Source organism: Streptomyces hiroshimensis (assembly GCF_014650335.1).
Classification (GTDB): domain Bacteria; phylum Actinomycetota; class Actinomycetes; order Streptomycetales; family Streptomycetaceae; genus Streptomyces; species Streptomyces hiroshimensis.
The window spans coordinates 1-6,880 of the sequence record NZ_BMUT01000009.1; the positions used below are offsets into that span (position 1 = coordinate 1).

Consider the following 6,880-nt stretch of genomic DNA (forward strand, 5'->3'; position numbering starts at 1 on the left):
TCTTGTCGGGGTGACCCTCGGTCACGGACTCCGAGGTGAACAGGCGGCGGGACACATCGCTCCCTAGGACGTTTGATGCTTAAGACGTTTGACGCTTAGGACGTTTGACGCTTACGGGTAACAGGGGGTGTCAGAGGTGTCAGGGATGTCAGGGCACCAGCACGATGCGCCCGATGTGGGCCCGGGACTCGATCTCCTGGTGGGCCCGGCCGACCTCTTCGAGGGGATACGTGGCGTGCACCGCATGCCGGATCGTGCCGTCGGCGAGGCCGGCGGCCAGCTCCTCGTGGTTGGCGAGGTATTCCTTGGGACGGGCCGCGCGCCAGCGGGACAGGGCGAAGCCGGTGATGAACTTCATCTCGATGAGTTCCATGGGCGAGATCCGGGGGATCTCCAGCCCGCCGCCCGCGGAGCCGTAGAAGACCAGGCGGCCGAAGGGGGCGAGCAGGCCGACGCCCTTGCGGAGGACGTCGCCGCCGATGCTGTCGAGGATGATGTCGACTCCGGCGCCGCCGGTGGCCTCGCGGACCTCGTCCACCCACGTCTCGCGGCTGTAGTCGACGACGACGTCGGCGCCGAGGGCGCGGGCGAAGCCGAGCTTCTCGGCCGAGCTCGCGGTGGCGATGACCGGGCCCGCCCCGCGGGCCTTGGCCCACTGCACGCTCAGGTGGCCGATGCCGCCGGACGCCGCGTGCACCAGCACGCTCTCGCCCGGGCGGAGTCCGGCCGTGCCCAGGGTGCCGGTGCCGATCGGGCCGGGCGAGGGGAGGGCGGTGGCCTGCGCGGCGTCGAGGTCCTCCGGCACGGACAGAACCGTTTCCGCATCGACGACCACGTAGTCGGCGTACGCCCCGTGGAGCGTGAACGCGCCGACCCGGTCGCCCTCGCGGAAGCCCGTCACCCCGGCGCCCACGCCCGCCACACGGCCGATGACGTCGCCGCCGAGCACGATCGGGAACTCCGGCCGCCACATCGGCGCGGGGAAGATGTTGCGCCGCATCTGCGTCTGCGCGAAGCCCACGCTGATCGCCTCGGCGGCGATCAGCACCTCACCGGGGCCCGGCTGCGGCACGGGGGTCTCCTCGACCCGCATGACCTCCGGGCCCCCGAACTCACGGATACGGATCACACGCATCTGAGATTTCCTCCAGTTGATCGGTTAGCCGGTTAGCCGGTTGGTCAGTAAGTCAAGGGCTCGGTGCGCCCCGTGCTCTGCTTCAGCTCGAAGAACGCCGGGTCCCCGGCCAGGGTCCGGAAGGCCTCCCAGAGCCGCACCGCCCGCTCGCCGCGCGGTATCTCCGTCAGGACCGGGCCGAACTGGCCCGCGCCGCCGTCGACGGAGATCGTCGGCACGCCGATCAGCTCCTGGCCGAGGCCGTCCGAGGGCACCCGGTCGTGCGAGGCGCGCAGGTCGTCGTCCCAGCGGTCGTCGTCCATCGCGTCGATCAGCTCCGCGGGCAGCCCGGCCTCGGCCAGGGCCGCCTCGATGTCCGGGCGCGTCTTGCTCAGCCCCTCGATCATCGCCGCGCGGAACTCCTCGGGCGGGGCGGTGCGGACGGGCTCGAAGATCCCGCCGGGGCCGTGGAAGCGGGAACCCATCGCCGTGTAGAGCGGGCCGGTGACGGCGTCGCCGTGGGCGGCGCGGGCCGCGGCCAGGACCCGGACCGGGCCCCAGTAGAGGTCGAGCATCGTGCGCCGCGCCTCCGGCATGTCCTTGCCGCTGTTGAGCAGGGCCAGGCTCATCACTTGCCAGCGGACGGTCACCGGGGCCTTTTCGGCCACCTCCGTGATCCACCGCGAGGCGATCCAGGCGAAGGGACACAGCGGGTCGAACCAGAAGTCCACGACGTGCGCTTCGGGCTGCTGGGGCGACCGGGTCGGCTGGGGCGTCTGGATCTGCTGTGGTGTCTGGGTCTGATGGGGCTGGGGTTCCATGTTCTCGTCTTCCCTGAGTGACTGGTGCCGGGCGTCGATCCGCGCGAGCGCGTCGAGCACGGCGTTCTGCTTCTCGTCACGGGCACGCGACAGCGCGGCATAGTCCGTGCCGAAGGTCCGGTCCGCCTCGGCGCCGAGCGCCTCGACGGCGTCCGGCGTCAGGGCCGGGACGGCGGGGGCGCGCCAGGCGCGCTCCAGGCCGGGCGCCACGCCGCCCAGCCAGCGGCGCAGGCCGCCCTCTCCGCCGCCCAGGTGGAAGGCCTCGAACGGCCCCACGGTGGCCCAGCGCAGGCCGATCGACTGCGTGACGACGGCGTCGAGTTCGGCCATCGTGACGACGCCCTCCTGCACGAGGTGGACGCTCTCCCTCAGCAGCGCGGACTGCAGGCGGTTGGCGACGAAGCGCGGTACGGGCTTGCGGACGACGACGGGGACCTTGCCCACCGCCCGGTAGAAGGCCGTGACCTCGTCGATCAGCCCGGCGGGGGTGTGCCGACCGCCGACGACCTCGACCAGGGGGACGACGTGCGGCGGGTTGAAGGGGTGTCCCACGACGACGCGTCCCGGCTCGGCCATCAGCGCGCCCATGTCGTCGGGCAGCAGCTTGGACGTGGAGGACAGGAGCAGGGCTTCCGCGGGAGCAGCTTGCTCGACCGTACGGAAGAGCTCCTGTTTGAGGGCGAGGTCGTCGGGGGCGTTCTCCTGCACGACCGCCGCACCGCGCACCGCGCGGGCCATGTCGGGCTCGAACTCCACGTGCTCCATGAGCACATCGACGTCGACCGGCCCGCCCGGCAGGGTGGGGGCGAAGACCACAAGCCCTTCCCTGACCACCCGCTCGGCGTCGGGCCGTCTGCTGTTGACCCGGACCCGGAGTCCCCGGTCCAGGAAGAGGGCGATCCAGCCGAGCCCGATGGTGCCCGCGCCGATGACGGCGACGACGGCCCGGTCCCCGGAGGGCGGAAATGCGTTGCTCATCACGTGCCCGTTCTCGTTCGGCGGACTTCGGCAGTCCCAAGTCCCCGGTCCCCAGTCCCAAGTCCCACGGCCGGCCCGCGGTGGACGCCCGGGCGCGGCCGCCGGGAGGCACTCCGGCAGCCGCGCCCGGGGGCGGTCATCCGATCAGAATCGGTCGGAATCGATCGGACCGGTCAGTAACCGACCTGGGTGGTCGAGAACGTCACCGGCTTGGCCGGGTCGGCGTAGCACTGGAACGGGTCCCAGGTGTTCGTCGTGGGCTGCAGCCGGTTCCAGGAGAAGGCCGGGTCGCTGAAGCTGGAGCCGCCCGCGCCCGTGGTGAGGGTGGTGCCGTTGGTGCTCGGGGCCTTGAGCGTGACCTCCAGGTTCGGGAAGTCGAACTCGACGCCGCCGGCCCACTCGCCGTCGGACTTGACGGCGAAGTCGTTGCCGTTGCGCTCGACCCACTGCTTCGCGGAGCCCAGGTTGCTGCCGCCGGTCAGCTTGTAGCCGACGACCTTGGCGTTGGCCGGCACCTTGTACGCGATGCTCACGGTGTTGAGGAGCTTGTTGAAGTCCGCCACGGCCTTGATCGGGGCCGAGTCGAAGGTGACCTTGAAGGTCTGACCCGGGGCGACCTTGGCCGGCGCCGTGGTCGTGAAGTCACGTGCGTACGTGACCGGGATCCAGTTGCCGTCGTAACGGGTCTGGCAGGTGTAATCGAGCGTCTTCGTCGCGGTGTCGGCACTCGCCGTTCCGGCCGAGGACATGATCCCCGTCAGAGCAAGCCCCAGTGAGGCCGCAAGTCCGCCCGTCAGCTTCCACTTGTGCTGCACTGCATTTCCTCTCTCAAACGGCGCGGAGTACTTCCAGCGCCGGGAACAGACTCCGGAAACCGGCTGGAGTCCCGATGGAGAGCGGATCGAATTCCGGCCGCAGCAATGGGTTTCGGCCTGGGGCGGACGGGGCGGACCTGGGGAAATCACGTACGGTTACGGCTGCGGCTGCGGCTGCGGCTGGGTTTTAGGGCTACGGCTACAGCTACGGCCGCCGGCCTCAGACCGAAGCCGCCGGCTCCTTCTGCGCCCGCTCCCACGCGCGCTCGATGAAGTGCAGCAGCTTCTCGGGCGGCTGCACGCCGGAGACCGGCATCCGGCCGTCGATGACGACCGACGGCACACCCGTCACGTTGAACTGCCGGGCACGGTTCTCGTCGGCGACGACGGCGTCCGCGTACCGGTCGCTCTCCAGCACCTCGCGGACCTCGGCCTCGTCCAGCCCGGCCTCGCCCGCCAGCTGCACCAGCACCTCGCGGTCGCCGACGTTGAGGGCCTCGGTGTGGTACGCGTGGAACAGCCGCTCCATGACCGGCTCCAGCAGGCCGCGCTCGGCCGCGAAGTGGGTGAGCCGGTGCGCGTCGAAGGTGCCCACGGGGCGGGACTTGTGGAGGTTGATCTCCAGACCCTCCTGCCGGCCCTGGGACTTGATCAGCTCGATCCGGCCCGGCAGCACGTCCGGGGCCGTCCACTGCGCCATGGCCTCGGCCGCCGTCGGGCCGGGCTCGCTGCCCTCGCCCGGCGCGAGCTCGAAGCTGCGCCAGACGATCTCCAGCTCGTCACGGTGCGGGAAGCCGTCCAGGGCGGCGGCTATCCGGCGCTTGCCGATGTAGCACCACGGGCACAGGACGTCGGAGTAGATCTCGATCTTCATGACAGGCCTCCAAATCTCCTCGGTTGATCGTTCGTTCGATCGATCCATCGGTCGATCGGTCGGTCGATCGGCCGGTCGCTCAGCCGACGGTGATGACGATCTTTCCGCGCACGTGGCCGGTCTCCATCTCGCGGTGCGCGTCCGCGGCCTGCTCCAGCGGGAAGGTCTCGGAGACCTCCACGCGCAGCTTGCCCTCGGCGTAGAGGGCGGTGAGCTCGGCGAGGCGCTCCTTGGTCCGCTGGCTGAAGATCGCGCGGACGCCCAGCTCCTCGACGCGGCCGAAGTCGACGAGGGTGGCGATGCGGTTCTTGTCCTTGATCAGCTCGACGGAGACGTCGAGGGCGTCGCCGCCGATGCCGTCGAGGGCCGCGGTGACGCCGCCGGGGGCCAGCTCGCGGACACGGTCGGCGAGGCCCTCTCCGTACGTGACGGGGGTGGCGCCCAGCGACCGCAGGTACTCGTGGTTGCGCTCGCTCGCGGTGCCGATGGCGGTGGCCCCCAGGACCTGCGCCAGCTGCACGGCGATCGTGCCGACGCCACCGGCGGCCGCGTGCACGAGCAGGGTGTCGCCCGCGCCGATCTCCAGCGCCTGGAGCGCGGTGTGGGCGGTCTGCGCCGAGGCGGAGAACGAGCCGGCCACCTCCCACGGCATGCCGGACGGCTTGGCGACGGCCTGCTCGGCGGAGACGACCACGTACTCGGCGTAGCAGGAGAGCACGGCCCAGCCCAGGACCTCGTCACCGACGGCGAATTCGGTGACGCCCTCGCCGAGCTCGTCGACGACGCCCGCGAAGTCGTTGCCGACGGTCTGCGGGAAGGAGAGGGTCATGCCGGGCGGGGCCCAGCCGGCGCGGACGGCCGTGTCGTACGCCTGCACACCGGCGGCCTTGACGCGTACGCGGATCTCGCCGGCGCCGGGGAGGGGGGTCTCGATCTCCTCGACCTTGAGTACCTCGGGGCCGCCGAACTCCTGGAAAACTGCCGCCTTCATGGCATGTCCCTCTCTCTGATGGGGCTTGATGGGGCTTGGTGGTGCTTGGTGGGGCTGGTGAGCTTTATCTTTCAACCTCAACCGAAGTTGAGGTCAACGGGGGAACCGACACTTCACGCGGCTTTCGAGCGGGATTCGAGCGAGGCTTGAGCAGACTTCGAGTGGGCTTCGAGCGGAGCTCGACCGTCCGCTGGATGAGCGCCGTCGGCTACGCCCGTTCCGCCGGATCGGCGTCAGCGTCGGCGACAGCCGCGATCACCCGCGTCTGCTTCGCATCCCGCTCGGCCGCGAGCTCCTCGTAGGCGCGGCCTCCGAACGCCTCCTCCGCCTGGGCGAGGATCCGGGCGACGGTCTCCTCGTCGACCGGCGGGTCGCCCAGCCCCTGCCAGCTCTTCTCCAGCCCGGCGCCGAGGTGCTCGAACCAGTGGCGCAGGCCTCCGGGGCCGCCGCCCAGGTGGAAGGCGCGGAACGGGCCGACCGCCGCCCAGCGGCCGCCGATCGAGGAGGTGACGATCTCGTCCAGCTCGGCGACGGAGACGACGCCCTCGCGGACCAGGTGGATGCTCTCGCGCAGCAGCGCGGACTGCAGCCGGTTGGCGACGAAGCCGGGGACGGCCCGTCGCAGCACCACGGGCGTCTTGCCGAGGCCGCGGTAGAAGGCCAGGGCCTCCTCGACCGCCTGCGGGTCGGTCCGCTCGCCCGTGACGATCTCGACCAGCGGCACGATGTGCGGCGGGTTGAAGGGGTGGGCGACCAGCAGCCTGCCGGGGTCGGCCATCTGCGCGCCCAGGTCGTCGGGGAGCAGCGTGGAGGTGGACGACAGCAGCAGCGCGTGGGCGGGGGCGGCGGCGCCGATACGGGCGAAGAGCTCCTGCTTGAGGGCCAGGTTCTCCGGGGCGTTCTCCTGGACGACGTCGGCGCCTTCGACGGCGCGGGCCACGTCGGGCTCGAACTCCAGGCGGGCGGCGAGCTCGGCCGGGTCGGCGGGGCCGCCCGGCAGCGAGGCCGCGTACAGCTCGAACGCCTTCCTGACGTGCGTCTCGGCGTCCGGCCGGCGGCTGTTGATCCGCACGGTGAGCCCGGCGGAGGCGAACAGCGCGGCCCAGCCGAGGCCGATGGTGCCCACGCCGATCACGGCCGCCGTACGTATGCGTGTCCCTACGGGTGAGGTGCGTGAGAGGGGTGAATCCGTCACCGCTTGCTCCTGTCGTCCTGCCTGCCTGTGGGTGCTGCCTGCACAGGCTGCCGCGACGGGCTCGTGCGGAATTAGAGCGGCGGGGGGGGGGG

6 protein-coding genes are annotated in these 6,880 nt (G+C 71.2%); all 6 read right to left on the reverse strand.

Annotated features, from left to right (window positions below; all coding sequences use genetic code 11):
• Positions 1-148: 148 nt before the first annotated feature.
• Complete coding sequence (locus tag IE241_RS20350) at positions 149-1,135, reverse strand: quinone oxidoreductase family protein (RefSeq protein ID WP_190023237.1); 987 nt, start codon at positions 1,133-1,135, stop codon at positions 149-151.
• A gap of 44 nt (positions 1,136-1,179) precedes the next feature.
• A complete protein-coding gene (locus IE241_RS34835) occupies positions 1,180-2,913 on the reverse strand; it encodes a mycothiol-dependent nitroreductase Rv2466c family protein (RefSeq protein ID WP_308433726.1) in 1,734 nt (577 codons plus the stop codon).
• 173 nt (positions 2,914-3,086) lie between these two features.
• Positions 3,087-3,728 (reverse strand): hypothetical protein, encoded by a 642-nt coding sequence (locus IE241_RS20365; RefSeq protein WP_190023238.1) that lies wholly within the window; start codon positions 3,726-3,728, stop codon positions 3,087-3,089.
• A gap of 220 nt (positions 3,729-3,948) precedes the next feature.
• Complete coding sequence (locus tag IE241_RS20370) at positions 3,949-4,602, reverse strand: DsbA family oxidoreductase (RefSeq protein WP_190023239.1); 654 nt, start codon at positions 4,600-4,602, stop codon at positions 3,949-3,951.
• 79 nt (positions 4,603-4,681) lie between these two features.
• On the reverse strand, positions 4,682-5,593 hold the full coding sequence (locus IE241_RS20375) for an NADP-dependent oxidoreductase (RefSeq protein WP_190023240.1): 912 nt from the start codon (positions 5,591-5,593) through the stop codon (positions 4,682-4,684).
• A gap of 208 nt (positions 5,594-5,801) precedes the next feature.
• Positions 5,802-6,788, reverse strand: a complete 987-nt coding sequence (locus IE241_RS20380; protein ID WP_229899555.1) for a 3-hydroxyacyl-CoA dehydrogenase NAD-binding domain-containing protein — start codon at positions 6,786-6,788, stop codon at positions 5,802-5,804.
• Positions 6,789-6,880 lie beyond the last annotated feature (92 nt).

Bases quoted from the DNA above. Each gene is read 5' to 3' on its own strand.
- IE241_RS34835 (WP_308433726.1), bottom strand. From the start codon at position 2,913: ATGAGCAACGCATTTCCGCCCTCCGGGGACCGGGCCGTCGTCGCCGTC.
- IE241_RS20375 (WP_190023240.1), bottom strand. From the start codon at position 5,593: ATGAAGGCGGCAGTTTTCCAGGAGTTCGGCGGCCCCGAGGTACTCAAG.
- IE241_RS20370 (WP_190023239.1), bottom strand. From the start codon at position 4,602: ATGAAGATCGAGATCTACTCCGACGTCCTGTGCCCGTGGTGCTACATC.
- IE241_RS20350 (WP_190023237.1), bottom strand. From the start codon at position 1,135: ATGCGTGTGATCCGTATCCGTGAGTTCGGGGGCCCGGAGGTCATGCGG.